Origin of the sequence: Campylobacter sp. RM6914 (assembly GCF_004803835.1) — a bacterium.
GTDB lineage: Bacteria > Campylobacterota > Campylobacteria > Campylobacterales > Campylobacteraceae > Campylobacter_A > Campylobacter_A californiensis.
In genome coordinates this window covers 1,551,380-1,575,559 of the sequence record NZ_CP012545.1, presented here as the reverse complement: position 1 = coordinate 1,575,559, position 24,180 = coordinate 1,551,380, and the positions used below count along the sequence as shown (strand labels likewise).

Annotated in this window: 24 protein-coding genes; 8 read left to right on the top strand and 16 right to left on the bottom strand. The window is 39.7% G+C overall.

Annotation, left to right across the window (positions count from 1 at the left end; genetic code table 11):
- Nucleotides 1-4: 4 nt before the first annotated feature.
- Complete coding sequence (pseI, locus tag CCAL_RS08120; protein ID WP_170015899.1) at nt 5-1,033, bottom strand: pseudaminic acid synthase; 1,029 nt, start codon at nt 1,031-1,033, stop codon at nt 5-7.
- 367 nt (nt 1,034-1,400) lie between these two features.
- Between pseI and CCAL_RS08115 the strand changes: the two genes are divergently transcribed.
- Nucleotides 1,401-1,739 carry a hypothetical protein gene (locus tag CCAL_RS08115; protein WP_169936842.1) on the top strand — a complete coding sequence of 113 codons (339 nt, stop codon included), beginning with the start codon at nt 1,401-1,403 and terminating at the stop codon, nt 1,737-1,739.
- A gap of 17 nt (nt 1,740-1,756) precedes the next feature.
- Entirely contained in the window at nt 1,757-3,313 is a 1,557-nt protein-coding gene (locus CCAL_RS08110; protein WP_170015897.1) for a DUF3373 family protein, read from the top strand.
- A gap of 65 nt (nt 3,314-3,378) precedes the next feature.
- On the opposite strand, the gene pseH is transcribed toward CCAL_RS08110, so the two are convergent.
- The 10 genes from pseH to topA form a co-directional block, all read right to left on the bottom strand.
- A complete protein-coding gene (gene pseH / locus CCAL_RS08105) occupies nt 3,379-3,843 on the bottom strand; it encodes a UDP-4-amino-4,6-dideoxy-N-acetyl-beta-L-altrosamine N-acetyltransferase (protein WP_169936838.1) in 465 nt (154 codons plus the stop codon).
- Nucleotides 3,825-4,694: a UDP-2,4-diacetamido-2,4,6-trideoxy-beta-L-altropyranose hydrolase gene (gene pseG / locus CCAL_RS08100; protein ID WP_170015896.1), complete on the bottom strand. Its 870-nt coding sequence runs from the start codon at nt 4,692-4,694 to the stop codon at nt 3,825-3,827. The genes pseH and pseG overlap by 19 nt, the downstream gene beginning before the upstream one ends.
- Complete coding sequence (gene pseF, locus CCAL_RS08095; RefSeq protein ID WP_170015894.1) at nt 4,687-5,367, bottom strand: pseudaminic acid cytidylyltransferase; 681 nt, start codon at nt 5,365-5,367, stop codon at nt 4,687-4,689. Before pseF ends, pseG begins: the two co-directional genes overlap by 8 nt.
- A gap of 1 nt (nt 5,368) precedes the next feature.
- A complete protein-coding gene (pseC, locus tag CCAL_RS08090; protein WP_170015892.1) occupies nt 5,369-6,499 on the bottom strand; it encodes a UDP-4-amino-4,6-dideoxy-N-acetyl-beta-L-altrosamine transaminase in 1,131 nt (376 codons plus the stop codon).
- Nucleotides 6,500-6,561: 62 nt separating this feature from the next.
- On the bottom strand, nt 6,562-7,344 hold the full coding sequence (locus CCAL_RS08085) for a 3'(2'),5'-bisphosphate nucleotidase CysQ family protein (RefSeq protein ID WP_170015890.1): 783 nt from the start codon (nt 7,342-7,344) through the stop codon (nt 6,562-6,564).
- Nucleotides 7,338-8,615 (bottom strand): citrate synthase, encoded by a 1,278-nt coding sequence (locus CCAL_RS08080; protein ID WP_169936828.1) that lies wholly within the window; start codon nt 8,613-8,615, stop codon nt 7,338-7,340. Before CCAL_RS08080 ends, CCAL_RS08085 begins: the two co-directional genes overlap by 7 nt.
- On the bottom strand, nt 8,615-9,790 hold the full coding sequence (locus tag CCAL_RS08075) for a cation:proton antiporter (RefSeq protein ID WP_170015888.1): 1,176 nt from the start codon (nt 9,788-9,790) through the stop codon (nt 8,615-8,617). Before CCAL_RS08075 ends, CCAL_RS08080 begins: the two co-directional genes overlap by 1 nt.
- Nucleotides 9,791-9,805: 15 nt before the next feature.
- Complete coding sequence (locus tag CCAL_RS08070) at nt 9,806-10,645, bottom strand: biotin synthase (RefSeq protein WP_170015886.1); 840 nt, start codon at nt 10,643-10,645, stop codon at nt 9,806-9,808.
- Nucleotides 10,646-10,687: 42 nt separating this feature from the next.
- The gene (locus CCAL_RS08065; protein WP_169936822.1) at nt 10,688-11,206 is read right to left on the bottom strand and encodes a YfcE family phosphodiesterase; all 519 of its coding nucleotides are present in this window, start codon (nt 11,204-11,206) and stop codon (nt 10,688-10,690) included.
- Between the two features lie 16 nt (nt 11,207-11,222).
- A complete protein-coding gene (gene topA / locus CCAL_RS08060) occupies nt 11,223-13,331 on the bottom strand; it encodes a type I DNA topoisomerase (protein WP_170015883.1) in 2,109 nt (702 codons plus the stop codon).
- A gap of 193 nt (nt 13,332-13,524) precedes the next feature.
- Here topA and CCAL_RS08055 point away from each other — a divergent pair, with 193 nt between their 5' ends.
- Complete coding sequence (locus CCAL_RS08055) at nt 13,525-15,099, top strand: flagellin B (RefSeq protein WP_172285145.1); 1,575 nt, start codon at nt 13,525-13,527, stop codon at nt 15,097-15,099.
- Nucleotides 15,100-15,144: 45 nt separating this feature from the next.
- Here CCAL_RS08055 and CCAL_RS08050 read toward each other — a convergent pair whose 3' ends face one another.
- Both CCAL_RS08050 and CCAL_RS08045 read right to left on the bottom strand, forming a co-directional pair.
- Nucleotides 15,145-15,378 (bottom strand): HepT-like ribonuclease domain-containing protein, encoded by a 234-nt coding sequence (locus CCAL_RS08050; RefSeq protein ID WP_257792173.1) that lies wholly within the window; start codon nt 15,376-15,378, stop codon nt 15,145-15,147.
- 122 nt (nt 15,379-15,500) lie between these two features.
- On the bottom strand, nt 15,501-15,821 hold the full coding sequence (locus CCAL_RS08045) for a nucleotidyltransferase family protein (protein ID WP_170015877.1): 321 nt from the start codon (nt 15,819-15,821) through the stop codon (nt 15,501-15,503).
- Between the two features lie 149 nt (nt 15,822-15,970).
- On the opposite strand from CCAL_RS08045, the gene CCAL_RS08040 reads away from it, so the two are divergent.
- The 5 genes from CCAL_RS08040 to fdh3B all read left to right on the top strand — a co-directional run bounded on the left by CCAL_RS08040 (nt 15,971) and on the right by fdh3B (nt 22,566).
- Nucleotides 15,971-17,647: a 4Fe-4S binding protein gene (locus CCAL_RS08040; protein ID WP_170015875.1), complete on the top strand. Its 1,677-nt coding sequence runs from the start codon at nt 15,971-15,973 to the stop codon at nt 17,645-17,647.
- The gene (locus tag CCAL_RS08035; RefSeq protein WP_170015873.1) at nt 17,640-18,353 is read left to right on the top strand and encodes a formate dehydrogenase-specific chaperone; all 714 of its coding nucleotides are present in this window, start codon (nt 17,640-17,642) and stop codon (nt 18,351-18,353) included. The genes CCAL_RS08040 and CCAL_RS08035 overlap by 8 nt, the downstream gene beginning before the upstream one ends.
- A 475-nt stretch (nt 18,354-18,828) precedes the next feature.
- Nucleotides 18,829-19,035: a twin-arginine translocation signal domain-containing protein gene (locus tag CCAL_RS08030; RefSeq protein ID WP_169936813.1), complete on the top strand. Its 207-nt coding sequence runs from the start codon at nt 18,829-18,831 to the stop codon at nt 19,033-19,035.
- Between the two features lie 8 nt (nt 19,036-19,043).
- Entirely contained in the window at nt 19,044-21,995 is a 2,952-nt protein-coding gene (locus CCAL_RS08025) for a formate dehydrogenase subunit alpha (RefSeq protein WP_172285144.1), read from the top strand.
- Nucleotides 21,996-22,005: 10 nt separating this feature from the next.
- Nucleotides 22,006-22,566, top strand: a complete 561-nt coding sequence (gene fdh3B, locus CCAL_RS08020; RefSeq protein ID WP_170015869.1) for a formate dehydrogenase FDH3 subunit beta — start codon at nt 22,006-22,008, stop codon at nt 22,564-22,566.
- 263 nt (nt 22,567-22,829) lie between these two features.
- Here the strand turns inward: fdh3B and CCAL_RS08015 are convergent, their stop codons facing one another.
- The 3 genes from CCAL_RS08015 to CCAL_RS08005 are packed head-to-tail and all read right to left on the bottom strand — an operon-like array spanning nt 22,830 to nt 24,177.
- Nucleotides 22,830-22,970, bottom strand: a complete 141-nt coding sequence (locus CCAL_RS08015; protein WP_170015867.1) for a FeoB-associated Cys-rich membrane protein — start codon at nt 22,968-22,970, stop codon at nt 22,830-22,832.
- Between the two features lie 49 nt (nt 22,971-23,019).
- Nucleotides 23,020-23,838: a DUF4198 domain-containing protein gene (locus tag CCAL_RS08010; protein WP_169936804.1), complete on the bottom strand. Its 819-nt coding sequence runs from the start codon at nt 23,836-23,838 to the stop codon at nt 23,020-23,022.
- A 30-nt stretch (nt 23,839-23,868) separates the two neighbouring features.
- Nucleotides 23,869-24,177, bottom strand: a complete 309-nt coding sequence (locus tag CCAL_RS08005; RefSeq protein ID WP_169936802.1) for a hypothetical protein — start codon at nt 24,175-24,177, stop codon at nt 23,869-23,871.
- Between the last annotated feature and the right edge of the window lie 3 nt (nt 24,178-24,180).

Below are 24,180 nucleotides of genomic sequence, written 5' to 3'. Positions count from 1 at the left end.
CCTTTTAAAAATCCTCTTTTGTTATTTTATCTGCAAATTCTATATCGCGTTTGGCTGTTTTGCCTATTAGATCAGCCTTAAATTTAGGGTGCAAGCCGTATCCGGGGCGGACGCTTCTTATGTTTTGCTCCGTGAATTTTTCGCCTTTTTTTATATCCGCACTTGCGTATAGTGAGCGGGCGAATTTGTGGTTTTTTATCTCTTTTTGATTTAGCTCAAATTTTGCTTCGCCCAATAGTGCTTCGGCATCTCTTACCGCTTTTACCATCTCACTAAATTCTCTTTCATCAAGGCTAAACGCCTCATCGACACTTCGCACGCTTTTATCTAAGATAAAGTGCTTTTCGATTATGCGTGCGCCAAGGCTAACGGCAACCACGGGCGCAACGATACCAAGCGTGTGATCGGAGAAGCCAACTTCTGCGCTAAATTTATTTCTCATCGCCGCAATTGTTTGTAAATTCATCTCATTTAGTGGTGCGGGATAGCTTGAGGTGCATTTTAAAAGCGCGACATCATGGTTGTTTTCTACTTTGCAAGCGTATACCGCAGCGTAAATTTCATCTTCGGTGATTATGCCTGTTGAGATTATCATTGGCTTGTTTTTGCTCGCCACGTAGCGGATAAATTCAGGATCGTTCGCTTCAAAGCTTGCGATCTTGTATGCTGGCGGGTTAAACTGCTCTAAAAAGTCCACATCGTCTTTGCAAAACGGGCTTGAAAAGCAGATGAGTCCCTCTTCGTGCACGACTCTAAAAAGCTCTGCGTGCCACTCTCTTGGAGTTAGCGCTTCTTGGTAGAGTTCATATAAATTCGCTCCGTCCCAAAGTCCGCCACGTATCATAAAGTCTTCCTTGCGTGAGTTTAGCGTAAGACTATCTGGAGTGTATGTCTGAAGCTTGATGGCGTTTGCTCCTGCACGTTTTGCCGCTTTTATGGTTTTAATCGCGGTTTCTAAACTTCCAGAGTGGTTTGCGGAAAGTTCGGCGATGATAAAGACATTTTTGCTTGTGTCAAAATTTGCTATTTTCATAAATTATCCAAATGTTTTCTTTATAAATTTCTAATATCAAAACCAGGCTCTTATCAACCAAATATGATATGACGTGACACGGCTTTTAATGCACGTTTAGTCATAAAACTTCCATCGCTGCTTATCACTATGGCTTGTGTGATATCTTGCATAAAAGCCCTTTTAAATTTAGCCATATTATAGCAGGTTTGCGTTTAAAAATAGTCTTGCGATGTTTAAGCTTTGTATGATTTATAATTTTTTGTATTTTTACGCTATTTCTTTTTATAAATACAAATGTGACTTTGTTGCAGACAGAAGATAGATTACTAACTATAATTCGAAACTTAAAATATAAAATTACAATTCTATTTTAAAGGAGATTAATATGAGAAAGTTACTTTCTTTTGTTTTAGGTGCATTTTTAATGCTTAACCTTGTGAGCACTAACGCATTTGCGGACGCCGCCAAAGGTCAAAAATACTACCTTAAATTCATGAAACCTGCCACAGGTATGAATGGTGCCGAGTTTGCTCGTCTTCAAACGCAAGCAGGCTGGCAAGAGCTTTTTGAGGGCGATGCGACTAAGTTTGTAGAAAAATACTCAAAAGAGTATCCAGCTTTGCAAGATTTTCTAAAAAGTGACAAATTTCCAAAGTCTATGACCCATATTAAGGATTTTTGTATCGAATACGCCGTTGATAGCGGTAAAGTCCCTTCTTGCTAACACCATAAGGAGATAAAATGAAATTCATCCATCCGTTACTTTTGGGAGCGGTATTTTCTGTATCTTTCGCGCAAAGCGATACAGACGCGCTCAAGACTTTAGAGCTCCAAGTAAAACAGCTTCAAGCGCAGATAGAAGCTCTAAAGGCAAATCAAGACAAGATTAGTACTTTGCAAGCATCTTTATCAAATTCTACTATGGGTGATGGTAAAGAGGTTAGTGTTACGAAAAATGCCGATGATATAACGTTACTAAAAAAACAAGTAGGCGATATCAAAAAACATACGGCAGGAGATAATGTCAAATGGGATATCGACTTTAGAACAGCTTACGATAATCTCGACTACAAGATAAATGGTGTAGGAGATAAGCATAACGGAGTTTGGACAAACAAGCTAATACTGGGAATGTCGGCTTCTCCGATAGATAACTTAGTGTTTAGAGGGGCGTTGGGTGCTTATAAAATTTATGGGCAAAATAACGTGGCTCAAAATTCATATTTTCAGAATTTTGACTGGTATGGTACTCAAAAACCAAGCGATAATGCCATTCGTTTAAGAGAGGCGTATTTTTTATATATGAACGAAGTCGGGGATATGCCTTATACGGTTAGCTTTGGAAGGCGCCCGTCAACGGATGGTTTTTTAACAAATTTACGTGCCGATAATGCTGAGCCAAAATCTCCTATAGGGCATAATATCAATATGGAATTTGACGGCGCTAGCTTTAAATTTGATCTTGATAAGATAACCGGTATCCCCGGCTTTTATGCGAAATTGTGTCTAGGTAGAGGTTTTTCGGATACCACGGGTGCATACTCTATGAACATGAGCATTATGGGCTTTAATCCTGGCTATATCAATGCAGACCAAAATCCAAACATGGACTTAGCAGGCTTGATCTTACAGCTTTATGATAACGGACAGTATAAACTCATGGGTAATTACTTCATAGCTAAGAATTTGATGGATATGGATATTACCGGCATGGGTCTTACTGGTCCAAACTTTAAATTTAGTGATGTCGGCGACATGAGTGGCGGTGCGCTATCTCTTCAAGTAAATGGCATAGGCGATGGCTGGAGCGACTTTTTAGATGATACGATATTTTTCGCATCTTATGCGTTTAGCAAAACAGACCCTAACTCAAATAAACTAGGCGTTATAACTCCTATGGGAACCATAAGTCCGATGTCTGGGATGTTGGGATCACAAGATAGTAAATTTGGCTCATCTATATATCTAGGCTTACAAACTCCCGGAATTTTTGAAGGTGATCGCTTTGGCTTAGAGTATAACCGCGGAAGTAAATACTGGAGAAGCTTTACTTACGGTGAAGATACTTTGATAGGCTCTAAGCTTGCAGCTAGAGGTAATGCGTATGAGGCATATTACACAAAACCGATCGCAGGCAAAAACCTGGTCGCAGGGCTTAGTTATGCTTACATAGACTATGACTACACCGGTAGCGACACATTTTTTGGATGGACGGGAACGCCTATGGATGTAGATAAAACTCCTGGAGCTGTAAAAAGTGCACAACAAGTTCGTTTGAGCTTAAGATATAGGTATTAAACAAGCGACGGCTACCAAATGCGCTAGCTCGTTTTGATCAGAGCATATGAGTTTATGTGGTAAATTTACGCCAAATTTAAATATAGCGACATATAGCTCATTTGCTCATCTTTATCATAAATTTCAAAGCCAAATTTGCGGTATAGATTAGTCGCCTTTTCATTTTCGTTGTAAGCGCACGATTTTAGCTCTTTGATTTTAAGTGCTTTGGTGGCGTAATCTATAATAGTTTGCATTAAAATTTGACCCTTGCCTTTAAGCTTGGGGTTGGCGTAAATTCCAAATTCGCAAGAGTCTTTTGTGATATCTATGAAATCTATCACGCCGATATAAATTTCACCCTCTTTTACCAAAAAATACCGCTTATCCCCGCGTTCTTTTAAGCTTTCTATAAATTTCAAATGTTCCTCTTGGCTAACGCTTCTGTTTTTCATAAATTTAGCCACTCGCTCATCGTTTCGCCAAGCTAGGATCATCATCCTTTCTTGCTCATTTAGATCGGTAAAATTTATCAGGCTAATTTCTTGCATATCTCTTCTCCGCTAAAAGCTTTAAAGCCTTTTTTAACGAGCCATTTGTAGATCTCATCTTGATTTTGGGCGACCTTTACGGCGCTAAATTTTGCGCCCAAAACTAAGGCCTCATTGACAAAAGAGCTTGCCGAAATTATTAGTTCATGGCTTTCATTCATAAACCTTGCGATCTGCTTTGAATTTATAAAAAGGCTTAAATTTGAGTTTTTTTTAGCTAGCTCTTTAAGTGCGTTTAAATTTGGATTTGCAGATGTCGTGATAACGGCAATTTTGCGCCCTTTATTAAGCAAAATTTGAGCGGTTTTAAAGCTAAGATCCATCACGTCGCTTCCACCAAATGCGATGAAAAAGTCAAATTTTTTCTCACGTTTTATTTCACGCTCCTTGTAGAATTCATCACGAACAAGCATAAAATTTTCACCGCAACAAATTTCACACTCCCTTGGCACGAGAGCTTCGTATCTTTGTGGGTCGGCAAAAGTATTAACATTTAGTAAAATATCGCAAAAATGCTCCTTGTACTCATCGTCAAAGCTTAAAATTTTAACTCCCGTTTGCTCTTTTATTTGCTTCTCATCTTTTGCGTTTATGCCGTAGTGGTCGATGATAAGAAGCTTAAATTTTTGCTCATTTATTAAATTTATAAGGTGTTTTATATCAGGACTTTCAAGCTCAAATTTGGGGCAATTTATCTCATCAAAGATATCGCCATTTAGTCGCACGCATGCGAAGCTAATATTCTTAAAATGGCTTGCCAGCACCAAATCGCGTCTAATGTGCCCGTGCCCGATAGCAGCGCTACTATCGGCTCTAATAAGTGTTTTTAGGTGTGAGAGTTTTTCAAACATAGTTTATTTTATAAAGCTTTTTAGCAAATTCAAAATCATCCATCGTATCGATATCGCAGACTAAATTTCGCTCTAAAACAAACGCCTGTGAATGCGGTGCAAATATCGCCTTATCTTCCAGCCACGCCTCACGCCGCCCGAAGTAAAACTGCCCCGCATCGTGATAAGCACGCTCTAAGTCTTGCGAGCGAGTTTTTAGGTGCTGCGGATAAAACATACTCACGCGTCCATTTTCATCAAGCTTTATCGCGCGCTGGATAGGAAAGGAAAACTCACAAGCCGAGAATAAAAACTCCGGATTTTCGCCTATAAATTTTGTGTGCGCTTGCTTTAAAATTTCACCCGTTAAAAGCGGAGCTGTAGCGTAAAGACAGCAAATGCACTTAAATTCTTCACCCATTTTCATACAAGCGTCTTTTATCACCGCACTTGTTGTTGCGTAGTCGTCGCTAAGTTTTGGCTCTCTCATAAATGGCGTCTTTGCGCCAAATTCCCTTGCGACTTTGGCAATAGCTTCATCATCGGTGCTTACTATTATCTCATCAAAAACGCCCGAATTTATCGCCGCTTCGATGCTGTATGCGATGAGCGGTTTGCCTAGAAAAACCTTGATATTTTTATGCGGGATTCGCTTGCTTCCGCCGCGAGCCGGGATGACACAAAGGCTTTTCATTTTAAACTCCACACTCTTTTGAAGTGTCAAATTTGGCTAGAACTTCGAGCAAATTTGTAGCGACGAATCGGGCATCTTGCATACTCATCGATTGGTGGCACGGCAAGCTAAGCTCTGCTCTATAAAAGTCCTCCGCAACTTTTAGAGCCATTTCGCCGTAAATTTGCTTATAGAAGCTAAACTGATATGTCGGCTTGTAATGCACCTGCACGCCGATACCGCGCCTGTGAAGCTCCTCAAAAATATCCTCTTTAGCGCACCAAAAATTTGAAAATAGCAAAATCGGATAAAGGTGGCGTGCGCTCTTTTTGTTTTCGGCGATCTTAATCGTGCTAAAATACGGGTTTTTCTCAAATTTCTCATCGTAAAATTTAGCGATCTTCTCACGCACCTCTATCATCTCGTCAAGCCTTTTTAGCTGGCTCGTGCCCAAGGCGCACGCAACGTCGCTTAGGCGATAGTTGTATCCAAGATGGCTCATATCGCTATCCCAAAGGCGCTTTTTGCTGATACCGTGTGAGCGGTAAAGCCTAGCAAGACGTGCGATCTCATCATCGTTTGTGGCTAGTGCGCCGCCTTCAAAGGTGGTTATGGGCTTAATAGCGTGGAAGCTAAAGACGGTCGCGTCTGCGTGATTGCCTATTTTTACGCCATTTATCTGGCTCCCTAGTGCGTGTGAAGCGTCGTCAAGCACCTTTATACCGTGCTTTTTGGCGATTTTAATTATCTCTTCTATCTCTACGCCGTTTCCACCAAAATCAACAGGCGTTATCACTTTCGTCTTTGGGCTGATTAGCTCTGATAATTTTTTCTCATCGATATTTCCGTCAAATTTCACATCGCAAAATTTCACGTTTGCACCGCACATTAGTGACGCATTTGCTGTTGCCGCAAATGTTATAGGCGTAGTTATCACTTCATCGCCCGCCTTTAGTCCAAGAGCCAAATACCCCACGTGAAGTGCGGAAGTAGCGGAATTCATCACGATAACATGCTTAATTCCAGTGTAGTTTTGAAGTGCCGTCTCAAACTCATCTACTCTTGCCCCGCCTGTTAGAAAGTCGCCTTTTAGCGCTTCGGTAACTGCGGTGATGTCATCGCTTGTGATTTGTTGTCTGCTGTAAGGTATCATGAATGCTCCCACAAAAGTTTTATGTGATTTTATCATAATATCACAGACTAGGTGGCGAGTTGTTACTTTTTCTCGTTTTCTATGATACTAAGTGTCTTTTGTAGGATAGGGGCTTTTTCTTTGCTAAGGGCGATAAAGTGGGGACTTGATAGGCTGTTTAGGTTGTATTTTATATCTTTGCCGTCATAGGCTTGGCACATCACCCCACCGCTAAATTCTATCAGTGCGTCTCCTGCGGCTATATCCCAAATACTACATGGGCTAAATCTCATATAAACTCCAGCGCTGCCTTCTGCAAGACGACAAAATTTTATCGCGGAGCCGACATCCTTGCTTTTTAAATTTAGCTTTGAGATGACGGTTGTTAGAGCTTTGTTTTGGTTGCGAGTGTTAAAAAGCACTAGATCGCCGCCATTTTGACGCTCTTTGTTTAAATTTACTACTCCGTTTTTTGTTTGCTTAAAAGCTCCCAGTCTGCTTGCGTAAAAAAGTTCATCGCTAGTTGGTATATAAATAACCCCGATAGAGGGTCGTAAATTTTCGATAAGTGCGATACATACGCAAAAGTTGCCGTTTTTATCGATAAATTCTTTTGTTCCGTCAAGTGGATCTATAAGCCAAAATTTCTTTAAGTCGGTATCTTTTAGCTCGTTTTCTTCGGAGCATATCGGCAAGTCGCTTTCACCTAAAATTTTGCATATTATTTCGTTTGAAGCTAAGTCGGCACTTGTTACTGGAGAGTTGTCGGATTTGATACTGACGCTAAAGTCGTCATAGTGTTTTAAAATTTCCGCTCCGCCCGCAAGTGCCGCTTTTTTGGCTAGGGTTATTAAATTTTCTAGCATTTTGGAGTTCGGTTTGTCTCCCCGACATAAAGTTGTCTTGGACGAACTATTTTTATCGTGTCTTGCTCTTTTAGTTCTATCCACTGACTTATCCAACCAGGAGTTCTGCCGATGACAAAGATAACTGCAAACATATCATTTGGAATTCCAAGTGCTTTTAGGATCAGTCCTGAGTGAAAATCAACATTTGGATATAGGTTGCGAGATACGAAGTAATCATCATTTAGAGCTATCTCTTCTATGCGGTTTGCGACCTTGATGAGCTCTGAGTTGATACCGATCTCATCAATTAGCTGGTCTCGCATCTTTTTAAGCACCTTTGCTCTTGGATCGAAGTTTTTATACACCCTGTGCCCAAATCCCATAAGCCTAAATGGATCGTTTTTGTCTTTAGCTCTTGCGATATAGTGATCTACCTTATCAACCGATCCTATCTCTTCAAGTTGGCGTATAACACCTTCATTTGCTCCCCCGTGAGCCCAGCCCCATAGAGCGCCAATACCGGCTGCGATACAAGCATAAGGGTGCGCATGGGTTGATCCGACAGTTCGCACTGTCGTAGTAGACGCATTTTGCTCGTGGTCAGCATGAAGGCTAAACACCGTATCAAGTGCTTTAACTTCTATCGGTTTTAGATCGACGTGCTCGTAAGGGTAGCTTCTCATCATATACAAGAAATTCTCTGTAAATCCGCGATCTAAATTTGGATATATGATAGGAAGACCGCGTGAGTAGCGATAGCTAAATGCTGCGATAGTCGGAATTTTAGCGATAATACGCATAGCCATTTCGTGATACTCTTCAGGTTTATCCATGTTTAGGTGGTCTGAATAAAATGCCGATAGAGCCGAAACTGAAGCCTGAAGTATAGCCATCGGATGTGCTTTGTCAGGAAATGCGTCAAAAATTTTTAACATACCCTCGTGGATAAACGAGCGTTTTTTAAGTTCTAGTTTGAAAGCCGCGTATTGATCGGGATTAGGAAGCTCTTTGTTTAAAAGCAGATAAGCTACATCAAGAAATGTCTTTTGCTCGGCTAGATACGCTATATCATAGCCTCTATACATCAACTCGCCCTTAAGACCGTCTATGTAAGTTATTTGCGATCTGCACATCGCCGTTGAGGTGTATCCACGGTCAAAGGTAAACATGCCCGTGTCAGAAAAAAGGGTCGATATATCTATCACATCCGGACCCATTGTTCCTTGTAAGATAGGAAACTCATAACTTTTTCCATTGCGGTTATCGGTCAGTGTTGCTGTATTTGCCATCATCTATCCTTTTTAAATTTAGGTTTTATGTTGATTAAAATTTTAATACTTATGAGTGATATTATAGCTTGTGTTAGGCTTGCTAGTATGAAAGAGGAGTAAAAATTTTTATCTATATTGCCTGTTTTGTATGCTATGGTAGCAACTGCGATTAAAAGTGTTAGCGGCATCGAGTGACTAAGTGCGTAAAGGACGGTGTTTTTAAGTTTTAAGATATTTAAAAACACTAAACTAGCCAAAAGCCTGCAGCCTATCATCGAAACAACGATGAAAGCGGCGTTGTTTATCACTTCTGGGATAAAAAGGTTGTTTAGCTTAAACGTCGAGCCTATATACACAAAAAATGTAGGCACTAAAAACCCAAATCCAAAGCTTGCTAATTTATGTGGCAGATCCTTCTTATGGTCAAAAAATGTCGTGATAAACATACCCGCTATAAATGCGCCAAAGGCAACTTCAAGATGTAGATAGACCATAAGCGCTATCATCACAAAAAACACCGCGATACTTAAACGTATGTCCTTCTCGTCCTTATCGTAGTGTGGCATAAGTAGGAGTTTTATGCTTGGATACCACCAAAATAAAACATTAAGAAATTTAAAGCCAAGCACGCTAAGCACAAGAAATATTATAAGATATGATATCGTTACCCAAAGCTCAAGACCTGCACCAAACTGCAAATAAGCCGCCGCAAAGGTTAAAAGCACGATACTTACTAACTCCCCGATAGCGGCGATAAGCATGCTTAAATTTAGCCACTCCCTATCCTTGCCATACTCTTTAAAGAGTGTAAATATCATGCCGACCGCCATGAGTGGGATTATGATGATAAAAAGCGGAGTTAGGTTAAAACTAAATGTCAGTATCGCAGAGAAGATATAAAGCAAAGAGATATAGATCATCCCTAGTTTTAAAATTTTTCTATCTGCGTTTATAAGCATTCTAAGATCGATCTCCATACCTGCTAAAAACATCAAAAAGAAAAAGCCGACCTCGCTGATGAGCTTAAAAATTTCATTCTCCCCGATAAATCCAAAATACCCAACCACGGCGCCAAGCGTGATCTCTATAGGTGCTATAGGTATGCGTAAAATTCTTGAAAAATACGGCGAGGCAAATATAATAAAAGCTAAAGTTACAAGTATGCCAAGCTCATTTGTTCCGTCTGTTTGCAAGTATAGTTCCTAAATTTAATGGCATTTTGTAGCGAAGCTAAAGCCCATTTTTTTGAATTTTTCGATATCGCGACTTGCGACTTCGCCTTTTGTTGTTAGATAGTCGCCTATGACTACAGCCGATACGCCGTGATCAAAAATTTCATATTGTCTATCGCCTAAAACCGCCTCTCTTCCTCCGGCTATCATTATGCGAACTCCAGGGAGTGCCTTTACCGTGTCGTCAACTATCTTTAGTGCCTCTTCTACGCTAAGACGCGGTTGTTTTATCTTTAGTGCCTCGTTTTGTATGAAGAAATTTATCGGACTTGAAAAAGGCTTAAGCTCACACAAACTTTTTCTAAAGCTTGTTCTATCCTCTTGGCTTTCGCCGATACCGTAAATTCCTCCCGTGCATAGCTCAAGTCCAGCCTCTTTGGCATATAAATTTGTCTGCCATCTCTCGTCCCAGCTATGTGTAGAGCAAATTTTTGGAAAAAATTCACGCGATGTTTCAAGGTTGTGGTTATAGCTAAAAACGCCGGCATTTTTAAGTTCTTTAAGCTGATCTAGGCTTGCCATGCCGTTGCAAGCTATAAGCATGAGTTGTGGCACTTCCTTGCTAACGGCTCTTGCAATACGCGCGATCTCTTCGGTTTTTTTATCATTTAGCCTAGCACCGCTGGTTACTAAACAAAAGCCAAGCGCGTGATTTGCTGCTGCCATTTTAGCTTCCGTTACGACTTGCTCAACTGTTTTTATCTTGTATTTTTCTATACTTGCGTCTATTTTTGCACTTTGGGTGCAGTAGGCACAGTCCTCGGAGCAGTTGCCCGAGCTTACCGAGCAGATAGCGCATAGCATTATAGTTTTCATCAAATTCCCCTTTTTATAACTTATCTTGAGTTTTTTGATCTGTCAAAACTCTTGAATTGTAACCTCTATCTTTTTAAATTCCGCCTCGTTTGGCGCTTTTATAAATTTATATACCTTTGGACTATTATCTTTAAATTCCAACATTGCAAATGTAAAATTTTCAAATTTTCTTCCACAAATTTCACCGGGATTTATAAAAAGACAACCGTCTTTAGTCCCTATCGTAAAGCTATGCGTATGACCAAATACTATCACATCGCTATCAGCTTCTAAAAACCTAGGATGGTGCATGAGCTTAAAATTTATGCCTTTAAATTCAAATTTATACGGCTCGTTAAAAAGCTCAAATTTATCGCACTCGGATTTTAAATGCCAGTCGTTGTTTCCTAAAACTGCTATGTATTTAACTTTGCTATCCCTCATATCTTCAAGCGTTTGTATCTGTTCGATATCTCCTGCGTGAAGCAACAAGCTAGCACCTTGCGTTTTTAAAATTTCTATCGCCTCACGGGCGATTTTACTTTTTTGGTGAGTGTCTGAAATGATACCGACTTTTATCATTTTATAAATAGAATTTTCACTCTGCGTCTGATACTTGCACCTTTTTTTTGCATTTTGTGCATTCGTGAAAAGTCCCTTTTTTGAGCTCTTTTTTTACCATATCTCCGCCGCACTCGTCGCATTTTTGAGCTACTGGCTCATAGTTGCTTATAAAGTCGCATTTTGGATAGTTGCCACATCCGTAAAATTTCCCTCGCCTTGAAAATCTCTCGACTATTTCGCCGCCGCATTTTGGACATGGGACTTCAAGCTTTTTAAGCTCTCTTTTTGGCTTTTGATCATTAGTCGTTTGTTCATTGGTTGTTTGTGTTTTTATATTTCTTGAATATTTGCATTTTGGGAAATTTCCGCACGCGATAAACTCTCCGTATCGTCCTTTGCGTTTTACCAGCTCTCCACCGCACTCTGGGCATTTTTCTCCGATAGCGACAGTTACTTTTAGGCTCTTTATATTTGTTTTACCGCTTGAAATTTTATCCATAAAAGGATGATAAAACTCGCTTAGCACTCTTTGCCAGTCGGCTTCGTTTTCGGCTATTTTGTCAAGCTTTTCTTCTAGTTGAGAAGTAAATTCACTATCTACGATATTGCTAAAATGCTCCTCTAAAACACCTATCATACTAAACGCCACTTCACAAGGTACGAGTTGTTTTTTCTCGATCTTTACGTATTCGCGCGATGTTAGTAGTGATATGGTCGGCGCATAGGTACTTGGTCTTCCTATGCCAAGGCTTTCAAGCTTTTTGATAAGTCCAGCTTCAGAGTATCTTGCGGGAGGCTCAGTAAAGTGCTGCTCCTCTTTTATGCTTTGCAAGCTCATCTCATCGCCGACATTTACGTTTGGTAAAATTTTATCCTTATCCATGTCGCCGTAAGCTTTATAAAATCCATCAAAAAGCACCTTTCTTCCGCTTATCTTAAATTCCCCTTTTTGGCTTGCGACGTATATGTTTTGTGTTTGGCTTATGCAAGCGCTCATCTGACACGCCAAGAAGCGGTTGTATATAAGTGTATAAAGCCTAAGCGCGTCTTTTTCAAGAAATTTCGCTGCGATTTGCGGTGTAAAGTCTAAATTTGTAGGTCTTATCGCCTCGTGAGCCTCTTGTGCTCCCTTTGAGCTTGTTGCGTAAAGCACGGGCTTGCTTGGCAGATATTTTTCTCCGTATTCGCTTATTATCCTCTCTCTTGCGGCCTCTATAGCCTCTTTTGCAAGGTTTAGGCTGTCTGTTCTCATGTAGGTTATCGCACCCATAAAGCCCTCATGAGTTTGCACACCCTCGTATAAATTTTGCGCTATCATCATTGTTTTTTTAGGGCTAAAGCCAAGTGCGTTTGATGCGCTTTGTTGAAGTGTTGAGGTCATGAACGGCGGACTTGGTTGCGTTTTTCTGTCTTTGCTTTCTATATTTCTTACGCTAAATTTTTCATTTGCTAAATTTTGCACTATGTATTTTGCGCGATCCGGGTTTGTTATGGTTAGTTTTTCGATCTTTTGGTCTTCAAATTTGATCAGTTCCGCTTCAAGATCTTTTTTAAACATCGTATCTATGCTGTAGTATTCTACGGGCTTAAATGCTCTTATCTCTCTTTCTCTATCGACTATGATTTTAAGTGCGGCACTTTGCACGCGACCCGCGCTTAGCCCTTTTTGTATCTTTAAATTTAAAAGAGGACTTAGCTTGTATCCGACTATACGGTCTAAAAGACGTCTGGTTTGTTGCGCATTTACACTGTCCATGTTTATAGTTCTTGGATTTGCCAGTGCCGTATCTATCGCACTTTTAGTTATCTCGTGAAAGACTATGCGAGGTAGTGAAGTCGCCTCTTTGCCGATAGCGTTTGCGATATGAAAGGCGATCGCCTCTCCCTCTCTATCCTCATCCGTTGCTAGATATATCTTATCGGCATTTTTGGCTAGTTCTTTTATCTCTTTTACTATCTTTGAGTGATCCATGCTTACACGGTATTCTGGTTTAAATTCATCATTTTCTATCTTTATGCCAAAGCTTGTTTTAGGAAGATCTCTTATATGTCCTTTTGAAGCGATAACATCGTAGTCTTTGCCTAAAAAATTCTTTATAGTTCTTGCTTTTGCGGGTGACTCTACAATGATTAGATTTTTCATTTGTAGCCTTTTTTGAAAATTTTTGACGTAATTGTAGCAGAAAAATTTAACACTATACTAATATGTAAAGATAAAAGATCTCAAATTTATATGAAATTTTATTTTTTACTTTTTACCCCTAAACTTTTTTTTACTTCTTCCGATATAGTTTTCATACGACATGATGTCGTTAAATAAAACAAAAGGATTTACAATGAGTTTTCGTATTAACACTAACATCAACGCGTTAAATTCGCACGCAAATGCAGTTAGCAACAACAGAGACCTTTCAGGCTCTTTAGGCAAGCTAAGTTCCGGTCTTAGGATCCAAACAGCAGCTGACGACGCTTCAGGTCTTGCTATCGCAGACAGCCTTAGAAGCCAAGCTAGCGCCCTTGGTCAAGCTATCGCAAACGGTAACGACGCTATCGGTATCATCCAAGTAGCTGATAAAGCTATGGACGAGCAGCTAAAAATTCTTGACACTATCAAAGTTAAAGCTACTCAGTCAGCTCAAGACGGTCAAACTACTCAGTCTCGTCAAGCACTACAAGCTGATATCGTTCGCCTTATGGAAGAGCTAGATAACATCGGCAACACAACTTCTTTCAACGGTCAACAGCTTCTAAACGGAACATTCTCTAACAAAGAATTCCAAATAGGCGCTTACTCTAACCAAACCGTTAAAGCAAGTATCGGTGCTACTACATCTGACAAGATAGGCCTAACTCGCTTTGAGAGCTCTAAACTTCTTTCTGCTACAGGAGCAGGTGCTGTAAGTATAACTTTCGTAAATGTTGATGGTGTAAATAACGTAAAAGTTCAGTCTGCCATTATCTCTACTGGCATAGGTAAAGGTCTTGGCGCTCTAGCTGAAAACATCAACAAAGTATCAGACCAAACAGGCGTTCGCGCTACTTATGATACTACATGGAATGGCAAGACTGCTGTAGCTGCCGGATCTTTAAAAGACCTTAAGATAAATGGTATCATTATAGGCGACTTGACTGTTCAAGCAAACGATGCTAACGGCACTTTGATAAATGCTATCAATGCCGTAAAAGACCAAACAGGCGTAGAGGCCTCACTAGATAAAGGCAAACTTGTTTTAACAAGCCGTGACGGTCGTGCTATGAAAGTTGAATATGCAAAAGATGAGACAACTGCTGCAAATAATATATCTACTGTATTTGGTTATGGTGGTAAAGGCGAAGATGCAGCAAAAGCTGGCTCTGCCTTATCAACTATGTTTGTTGGAAGACTAAACCTTGTTAAACTTGACGGTAGAGATATTAACCTAAAAAGCGCTGCAGGTGCTGGCACAATGCTAGGTCTATCTGTTGCTTATAGTGCAGGCAAGCCAAATAGTAATGGTGGTGCTCAAGCCTCTGTCGCTCTACGTGATGTTCGCGGTCAGATAGATAAAACTATAGCTGCCGCTATGGGCTTTCACAGAATGTCTGGCAACGCTCTAACATCTAACCAAGCAGCAGGCGTTATGACTTTACGCGGTGCTATGGCTGTTATGGATATCGCTGAAAGTGCTCAAAAAACACTTGACCTTATCCGCTCTGACCTTGGTTCTGTTCAAAACCAACTTGTATCTACTGTAAATAACATCACAGTAACTCAAGTAAACGTTAAATCAGCAGAAAGCCAGATCAGAGACGTTGACTTCGCTGCAGAGAGTGCAAACTTCTCTAAATACAACATCTTGGCACAATCAGGCGCTTACGCTATGAGCCAAGCAAACAGCGTTCAACAAAACGTGCTTAAATTACTTCAATAATTTTAGGCGCTCCCATATCCCTCGCACCCGCGGGGGATATCTCTTTTATCCTAGCTTTTTTATACTTTCTTTTATGTTTTTCTTAAATCTTGGCAGATCATCTTTTATGGTATGCTCTATCAAAAACAGATCTATGCCTTCATAATCATGAGCAGAGAAATTTCTTACATCGCGTAATCCTTTGATATCATCCTTTAAAAGCTCGTTTAATATTTGATAATCGTTTGTTTTACTGATCTTGTCGGCTATCTCATACATATAGTCAAAAAGCTTCATAATGGCGGGGCGATATAGATACTCGTCCTCAAGAGCGTTTATTATGCTACTTTTTCATCACATAACATAGTTTACATATATGCTCTATCGTTTATATGATTTTATTTAGGCGTCTTATAGTTTTGTCATACATAGATGGCTCCTTTGAAAAAATCCTTATTTCTATCCAAATTTTCTTGAGAAAAAATGCTACATAGATCAACTGATTTGTTAAATTTATTTGAGATTTTATCTTTTAGGGCATTAAAATATCCAGCTGTTTTAAATGCGCCCTTTTTAACTAACATTTGTTTATTTACAAGCACAACTATGTCAATATCTGAGTTTGTTTCTACTTCATCTTTTGCGTAGCTTCCAAAAAGCCCTATTTTTTTTATACCGTCTTTTGCTAGTGTAGGCTTTAATTCTTTTAAATATTCTAGGATATTCTCTTTTGTAGTTTGCATGGTTGTCCTTTTGTTTTGATAATTATATCATATCAGATATTGCCATTATCCTCATAAAATCAAATCAAATTTTTAAATTCTGAACTTAACTGTTATTTAAAGACAAAAAGAGTAGTATTTTGATAATTTTCAAATTTTAAGGCGAAAACATGAAAGAATTCGGTTTTTATAACCAAACAGACGAAAGTATTATGCTAAATGAGCAGATTGAGATCACAAAAGACGAAAATGCTCACTTTTTAGTAGCAAATTCATCAAGGCTAAACGCCGATATAATCGCACCCGAGATAGACTTTTATATAAAAAATTCAACCGATAGTGTGCTTGATAAGGCTAAAAACACACTTATGCTTTATGAGGCTAGAGCGACTTGTTTTGATATGGCAAAGGATATCGACTATGACAAAAAAGTCGGTAAAAACGTCATAATCGTAAGCAACGCAGGACGCGAAGCTCTGGCAAATAAACTAAGACAAAATGACTTTAAGGTTATCGAACTTGCACATTTTGAGATCAAATTTGTATATGGTGCGGTTGGAGAACTAAATGCTATCGTGCTTAAAGAAGAGGGAGAGTTTGATATAGAGTGCGACTTTTTCTTAGTAGAAAATGCCCGTGACTACATGCTTAAGCAAAGTGGCTGTATGGAGATATCAGGTAAAAACGATGATGAAATTTTAGACTTTCTTACTTCACACACACCAAACTATCCTTACAAAAGCTTTATAAACTACGACTCAAGTATATGTCAGTATCATGAGAGAAGATCTGAAATTTGCGCCAAATGTGCCGACGCCTGTCCAACGGTAGCGATACTAAAAGAGGACGAGAAAAAACATCTCGTGTTTTCACATATCGACTGCACAAACTGCGGAGAGTGTGTGAGTATATGCCCTAGTGGCGCTATCGACTACTCTGTTATGCCACGCATGGCGTTTATAGAGCTAGCTCGCATGTATAAAGGTAAAATTCCCTTAATCATCCCTCGCTCTATGTTACTTGAAAATTTAAACATATCACTACCGCAAAACGTAGTTCCGTTTGCCGTAGAAGCGGATAAATTCTTAAGTCATACACATCTTTTAACCCTGCTTCAAGAAAGCGGAGCAAATTTGATAATCTACTCAAACGTAAGAAGTAGGGCGTTAAATTCTGCGGTTGACATGCTAAACCAAATTTACGAGCTAAAATTTAAAGAAAAAGCCGTTTATGTAGCTAAAAACCAAGATGAGTTAAAAAGCGCTTTAGAAAAGGCGAAATTTATCCAAGGTAGCGAGCAAAGCGTAAGCGAATACGCTCTTGCTAAACGTGAAATTTTTGCTAATCGTCTGCAAGCTTTAGTAGGCGAGGATACTTTAGGCACGGTATATGCCGATGATGCGATAGAGTATGGTGCTGTCGAGATAAACCGCGATACGTGCACGCTTTGTCTAAGTTGTGTAGGCGCTTGTAACGTAAATGCGCTTATCGCCGATAAATCTGATAACTCTATAAAATTTAACCCAAGCATTTGCACGGCTTGCGGGTATTGCGAGGTAAGCTGTGCCGAAAAGGACACTATCGTGCTAAAACGTGGCAAGATCGAGCTTGCGCCAAAAACCTTTGAGTATAGTGAGCTTGCAAAGGATGAGCTATTTAAGTGTGTAGAGTGCGGTAAAGAATTTGCTACTAAAAAAGCAGTTGAGAAGATCGCAGCGCTTATGACCCCACGTTTTGCTAATCAACCCGACAAGATAAAGACGCTTTATTGCTGTAGCGACTGTAAAGCTAAAGTGATGATAAAAGCGCAGATCGCAGCAGCCCACGAAGGAAAAATTTATGAATAAAAACATAGATATCTTAAAAGCTAGGTCGTATTACTACGAATTTTTTGCTATGCCGTTTTTTTTCTATGAAAACGATAAGAAATTTAAAATTTGGCAAGAGCAGCTAAATGAACTAGCTAAAAATCCACTCTCAAAAGAGTGTGAAGACGCATTTAATGAGCTAAAAAAGATAAGCTTTGATGAATTTAAGGACGAGCAAAATTCAGTACTTTTTGACCTAAGTTATGTAAACGTGCCTTTAAGCGTTAGCTTTTATGAAGAGGGCAGGGATGAGGGTGCTGCTAGACTTAGAGTGATAGAAATTTTAAAGAAAAGCGAGTATAGACGCGATCTTTTAAGATGCCCTGATAGTGAGGATTTTGTTGGATTTGTATTTTTCCTTATGATGACATTTTTACGCGATGAAGCTGATAGTAGCAACAAAGAGAGTTTTGCTGATGAACTTTTTGTGCGCGTGATAAACGGCTTTGTAGATGAATTTACACAGATGATATTAGAGCATGAAAAGGCTAAATTCTTTAAATTTTTTGCTGTGATCTTAGAGACATTTATGGCTTTAGAGCGCTCCATGCAAGGCGTAGAAGCTCCTGTGATAGACCAAAGCGTGCAAACTCCCGCACAAGCGGCACTTGGACGCAAGCCGTATAAAACTAAAATGCCTACAGTTAAGTCTAAAATACATTGGGAAGAATTTAGTACCATTTAGCACTTGCCTTTTAGGAGAAAAGGGGCTTAAATTTAAGCCTCGTCTCCATTTTTAAATTCTTTATAATGCCTTTTAAGGTTTAAGACTGTCTCAAATTGGATTTGATACTTTTTTGATTACTTTGTCAGAAAATTTACAAACATCTTTCACTTTTATAACCTGAGTAAATTTAAAGGATAAATTTTATCAAAAGTCGATATTTTGGTATAAATTTTATACAAAGTAGATCAAATATCATTAAAATAATATAAAAAATAATATCTAATTAATAATTATCAATTTACTTTTCTACTTATTATGCTAAATTTGCATATATGGAATTTTAGCATATTGAAATAAAATATCTAAAATAATGGAGTTGCCCTAAAACAAGGGCTTGTTGTTATGTAGCTTTATATATTTATGTTTGTGTATGCGCTGAGGCAAATCATAAAATATGCAAAATTTACATAATTCATTTAGAAAGGTTGTTTAGATGAAACAAAACAGAAGAGAATTTCTCAAAAAAACCTTAAAAGCAACAACGGCAGCTACTGCACTTACGGCTACTTCGCTTATAGCAAGTTCAAAAATGCCAAATGATGCAGATGGCAACGGCGTGGTAAAAGGAAAATCAAATAAAAAAGAAGTTCTTTACCGCAAAACCCAAATGTGGGAACAATACTATAAAGTCGCTTACTAGGAGATGAGATGAGTAATGTAAGAGTCGCAAGACGTTCATTCTTAAAGCTCGCAGCCCTTGGTGCCGGTAGCACTATGGCGTTTGGAGCACAGAATGATACTCTTAAAAAAGCAGACGGCTTAAGCGAGCAATATCCCGGCTCAAAACGAGTTAGAACGATATGCTCGATATGTTCGGCTGGCTGTGGTATAGAAGCCGAGGTTAAAGACGGTGTTTGGTTGCGCCAGGATATGGCGGTTGCACACCCGATTTCACAAGGAAGCCACTGCTGTAAAGGTATAGATCAGATCGATCTTACAAAAAGCAAACAACGCATAAAATACCCGATGAAAAAGGTAAACGGCAAATGGGAACGCATAAGCTGGGAGACTGCCGTAAATGAGATCGGCGACAAGATGCTTGAAATTCGTAAAGAGCATGGTCCAGATAGCGTTGAGTTTTTAGGTTCGGCTAAATTTAGCAACGAACAAGCTTGGTATTTTAGAAAATTTGCAGCATTTTGGGGTTCAAACAATATAGACCACGTTGCACGTATTTGACATAGCGCATCAGTCGCCGGAGCGGCGAATACTTGGGGTTATGGCGCGATGACAAACCACTTTGGAGACGTGGCGGCAAATTCAAAAGCTATAATGGTTTTTGGAGCAAATCCTGCGGTTGCAAATCCAGTAGGTGGCATGAAACACTTCATACAAGCAAAAGATAGAAACAACGCACAACTTATAGTCGTGGATCCGATATTTACAAAAACAGCGGCAAAAGCCGATCATTATGTGCGTCTTCGTCCGGGAACGGATATAGCTTTTGTTTACGGTATGCTTCATCTGATATTTAAAAACGGATGGGAAGATAAAGAATTTTTAAAACACAGATCTTATGGTGTTGATGAGATCCGCGAAGAAGCGGCAAAGTGGACACCTGAGGAGGTTGAGGATGTTACGGGAGTTCCGGCTGAGCAGCTTATACAGGTAACAAAACTTTTTGCTACTACAAAGCCTGCTTGTATAGCTTGGTCTTTGGGTATCACACAACACTCTGTAGGTAGTTCAAATACAAGAATTTTATCTATTTTACAGTTGGTATTAGGAAATATGGGAAAACCTGGTGGCGGTTGCCAGATAATCCGTGGACACGATAATGTCCAAGGCGCAACCGATATGGGTAACCTAGCCGATACGCTTTCTACTTATTACGGTCTTGGCGATAAAGCATGGAGATATTTCTGTAAAGGCTGGGGTGTTGATTTTGATGAATTTACAAAACGCTTTGCGGTATCTGTTAAAGAGCCAAAACAAGGCGGAGCACCTGTAAAAGGAACAAAATTTACAGAGTATTTTTATCATAACCCAAAAAATCCTGAAGATAGAAATTGGAGAAATGAAAAAGGTTGGTCACTATCAAAATGGTGGCAAGGCGTCTTGAAAGAGGAGAAAACTTTCTCAAGTGGTGAGCTTAAAGTTCTTTGGGTGCAAGGAACAGGTATAACATCGATGGCCCATCTAACAAAAATTCAAGAAGCCGTTGATAAGCTTGATCTGCTAGTTGTTGCAGAGCCGTTTGTAAACGAAGTCGCGATACTAAGCGATAGAAAAGACGGTGTTTATATCCTGCCTGTTGCAACGCAGTTTGAAAATAGCGGAACGGTCGTAGCAACAAACAGAAGCGGTCAATGGAGAAGCAAGGTGGTTGATCCGTTATTTGAAAGTAAGCCCGACCATGAAGTTATGTTCGCTTTTGCTAAAAAATGGGGCTTTTACGAAGAGTATACGAAGTCACTAATGATGGATGTTGTTGACGGGGAACTAAAAGTAGTAAAAGATAAATTTGAATGGCCTGAGGACGCAACTCGTGAAATGGCTAGGATGGGTCGCTCTATCGGACTTACAGGCTGGCAGCCTGAGCGCTTAAAACGTCACCAAGCTAACTGGGAGAATTTCGATCCAGATACGCTTAAGGGTATAGGTGGGGATGTCAAAGGCGAGTATTACTCACTTCCATGGCCGTGCTGGGATGAAAAACACCCTGGAACTCCTATCCTTTATCGTCCTGATGTGCCGTATACGGAGGGCGGAAGCGGATTTAGAAATCGCTTTGGGCTCGAGCATAACGGCGTAAGTCAGCTTGCTGATGAAACCGTAACCATAAAAGGAGCTAAGGTAGAGGGCGGATATCCGCAGATTACTAAAGCAAACATTGAGGCTGTTCTTGGCATAACTCTAAGCGAAGAGGAAAAGGCTAAAATGGGTGATGACTGGACGACAGACTACAGCGGTATAATCCTTGCAAAATGTCGTGAAGCAGGAGTTGCACCTTACGGAAATGCAAGAGCAAGAGCGATCGTTTGGGAATTTATAGATCAAATTCCAAAACACCGCGAGCCTATCCACTCACCGCGTTGGGATCTAGTTCAAAAATACCCTGCTATCGATGATCAGGAGAGAAATTTCCGTGTCGAGGTTAAATTTAAAGGTGAACAGCAAAAAGAAGACTGGAGTAAAAATTTCCCTACTATCATCAGCTCTATGCGCTTAGTAAATTTAAGCGGCGCAGGTATGATAGAAAGAACGAGCAAATATCTTTCTGCGATAACGCCTGAAATGTTTGCGTATGTTCATCCTGAGCTTGCGATGGATAAAGGCATAAATGACGGCGATATGATGTGGATACACAGCCCGCAAGGCACTAAGATAAAAGTAAAATGCTACCACAACGAGACTGTTACACCGGATAGAATTTGTCTTCCGTATAACTTTGCCGGTATCATGCAAGGTGTGGATATAAGCGACCGCTATCCTGAAGGCACTAAGCCGTATGTCATAGGCGAATCTTCAAATACGATCGTAAACTACGGTTTTGACCCTGTTACTCAAATTTCAGAGTTTAACGCGGGACTTTGTCGTATAGAAAAAGCCGATGCAATGGGCTTTAAGACAAATTTCTTAGATGAGATAGCAAAGTAAGGAGCAAGCAATGGCAAGAATGAAATTTTACGTAGATAATAACAGATGTATAAGCTGTTTTGGTTGTCAAGTCGCTTGTTCTTCGGCTCACGAAGTTCCGGTAGGGATTTTCCGCCGTAAGGTTATTACACTCTTTGACGGAGTGCATGGCAAAGAGATCTCTACTTCCATAGCCTGTCAGCACTGCACGGACGCACCTTGTGAGCAAGTTTGTCCGGTGGACTGCTTTTATATCCGCGAAGACGGTATCGTGCTTCATGATAAAAACAAGTGTATAGGTTGTGGTTACTGTCTTTATGCTTGTCCTTTTGGAGCGCCACAGTTTCCAAGAGACGGCGCTTTTGGCATCAAGGGCGAGATGGATAAATGCACAATGTGTGCTGGTGGTCCTGAGGAGACTTTCTCTCATGAAGAGCTTGAACTATACGGACAAAACCGCATAGCAGAGGGTAAAGTGCCTATGTGCGCTGCCATATGTGCGACAAATGCACTTTTGGTAGGTGACGCAACCGAAGTTTCAAACGTTTATCGTAAACGTGTTCTAACAAGAAACACAGGTTTTGGTCTGTAATATATAAATTTGACGGGTTAGGCGATAAAAGTCGTTTAACCTTGTCAAAATTTCTTTAACCATCCAGCAGTAAATTTAACCTACTAACTATAAAATTTATAGTAAATTTCATAGATTTTAAAGATAACATTTATCATTTTTATTTCTTTTTGATAAGAACCGTTTTGTAATGTGAATTTGTTTTTATTTATAAAATTTATAGACAAATAAATATAAATTTAGAAGCTAAACGCTCCTAAATTTGAATGAAATAAGTGTGAAATTTAGTCGTATTTTTTAGTTTTAGTTTGGCAGTTTTTACCATTTCCGCATCCACAGTCTCTTTTTTTAAATTCTTTTATGTAAAGATAATACCCTGCGGCTACGGCGATTGTTATTAAGATAACTGATTCATACCATGCCATCTTTTGTCCTTTTGGTTAAATTCGGACGAGAAAGCTCGCCCGATAAATTTTACTTCATATCCTTGGCTTGAACCCAAATAACAGCATCTTGGCTTAATTCTTTGCCTTTATACTCGTTATCAGGACCTACTCCAAGCGCTGCAAATCCCCACCAACCGGCTTTCGGGATACCAAATGTAAACACCCCGTTAGCGTCGGCTTTGATACCAAGTGTTACAAAGCTATCTTGAGGAGCTTCTACGTTTGCAGTCTTGTTTGTCATGTTTTTCTTAACGTCTATATCGTGGTTTAGGTATTCAACTTCTATTTCTGCAAAAGGAACAGGCTTGCCCTCTGACTTAACGATACCTGTAAAAGTGCTTCCAGCCCAGATAGAGTAAGGTTTTGTTAAAGGCACGATCTCGGCTTTTAGACCTAGTTCTGCATCCCAGTTGGTAGGAAGTCCTGCAACGTTTACTACCGCTTTTGTAATTTGTTGTATGTAAGAGCCCTCGTTGGCTTCAAAATACGGTGCAGGAGTTAGCGCAAACACATGGTCTCCCATGCCTCTTGCCTGGTAAGCCGCCTCATAACCTATACCTTCGTTGTGGCTACCTTTAAATTTTATCTCTTTTAATTTGTCTTTTAGGTCGGTTTTTTTCTCTTTATGGACTACATAAAAGTCAACTACATTAGCTCTGCTTTTATCTTCTTGAAGACCCATATCCATGGTGTGTTCATCTGCAAATGGATGAGTGAAAACTAATTTCAAATTTAAATTTGTACCTTTTTCAAGAGCCGACTCTGGAGTGTAAAGCATTTGAAAGTGCGCAAATGCCGAACTAGCCAATAACCCCGCAACTACCGAAGAAGTAAGAATTTTTTTCATTTTTATCCTTTTGATGAATTGATTTGAAATTTACTCTGCTATGTCTTTTGAATTTATAACAACCTCGTGACCCTCGCCGGCAAACATTCTAGCCTTATACTCGCCCTCTGGTTTTTTAAAAGTAAAAGCACTATCTTTATCAAATTTGCCCTCTGCAACTACTTTATCGCCTTGAATAGCTTTAAATTCAACTCCAGCCGCGCTTGAGCCGTCGCTAAAACCACCCTCGCAAGTGATGGTGCCGTCTCCGTTGTCAAAACAACTCATAAGAGCCGTATGTGCAAGGGCTGCTTGGCTCATAAGAGCAACTAAAAATGATGAAAATAAAAGTTTTTTCATTCT